1 protein-coding gene is annotated in these 1,313 nt (G+C 68.5%); it reads right to left on the minus strand.

The annotated features are described in order from the left end of the window. Window positions 1-40: 40 nt before the first annotated feature. Complete coding sequence (locus ABT112_RS35185) at window positions 41-1,267, minus strand: IS30 family transposase (protein ID WP_351515833.1); 1,227 nt, start codon at window positions 1,265-1,267, stop codon at window positions 41-43. Window positions 1,268-1,313 lie beyond the last annotated feature (46 nt).

The following is a 1,313-nucleotide window of genomic DNA, read 5'->3' on the forward strand; positions in this document are numbered from 1 at the left end:
GGCGGTTTCTAGCGGTCGTCGCAACACGTGGTCGTGTTGATTAGGCCGTGAGCAGTTTATGCAGGCGCTCGGCTGGGGTTTCCCAGCCGAGCGTTTTGCGTGGGCGGCCGTTGAGTTCGGCTGCGACTGCGTCGAGGTGTTCACGGCTGTGGCCGGAGAGGTCGGTGCCTTTGGGGAAGTACTGCCGCAGCAGGCCGTTGGTGTTCTCGTTCGAGCCGCGTTGCCAGGGACTGGCCGGGTCGCAGAAGTAGACCGGGACGTCGGTGGCGATGCTGAAGCTCTTGTGGGTGGCCATCTCGGCGCCTTGGTCCCAGGTCAGCGAGCGGACCAGGTGTCTGGGCAACTGCTGGATGGTGTCCACCAGGGCGTCGCGGACGTGCTCGGCGGTGCGGCCGTCGGGCAGGTGCAGGAGCATCACGTAGCGGGTGGCGCGTTCGACGAGGGTGCCGATGGCCGAGGTGCCGTCCTTGCCGATGATCAGGTCGCCCTCCCAGTGGCCGGGGACCGCCCGGTCGTCCGCCTCGGCGGGGCGTTCGCTGATCATGACCATGGGGTCCTTGAAACGCGGCTGGCGGCAGTTGGCCTGCCGCTGGGGCTTGCGGCGGGTGCGTCCCGAGCGCAGGGCGCGGGCCACCTCGCGGCGCAGTTCGCCGCGGCCCTGGATGTAAAGAGCCTGGTAGACGGTCTCGTGGACCACGTGCATCTCCGACCGCTCGGGAAAGTGTGTCCGCAGAGCCTGGCAGATCTGTTCCGGGCTCCACCGACGGTCCAGGCCGGCCTGGACGAAGTTCCGCAGTTCGGGATTGCGGCTGATCTTGCGCGGCTTGGGACGGGGGCGGCGGCTGTCCGCGCGGGCCTGGGCGGCATACGGCCGGTAGTGCCACTGACCGCGGGTGCCCACCGTGCGGTTGCGGCGGATCTCGCGGCTGACGGTGGAGGGGCTGCGGCCCAGCTCGGCGGCGATGGCCCGGACCGACGCCTTCTCCCGCAGCCGGTCGGCGATGTAGATCCGTTCATCCTCGCGCAGGTATCGAGACGTGGACGCGGAAGGCGGCACCACCGGACGAACCGATGGTGCCGCCTTGTTCCGGCCGGACGGCCTACGGCCGTTACGCCAGCGCCTGCCGGTCTTCGGGTTGATCCCCACGATCCGGCACGCGTCGTTGTTGCTCATGCCCTGCTGCATGAGCTGGAAGTATGCAGCCCGCTCCGCAGAGAGCTTCTTCGCCCCCTGAGGGCTCCGCACCTTCCGGATCTGGAAGTCCATCGCATCCCCTGAACTGGGGTGTTGCGACGACCACTAGAACCCAAGC

Source organism: Streptomyces sp. NPDC002055 (assembly GCF_040296705.1).
Taxonomy (GTDB): Bacteria; Actinomycetota; Actinomycetes; order Streptomycetales; family Streptomycetaceae; genus Streptomyces.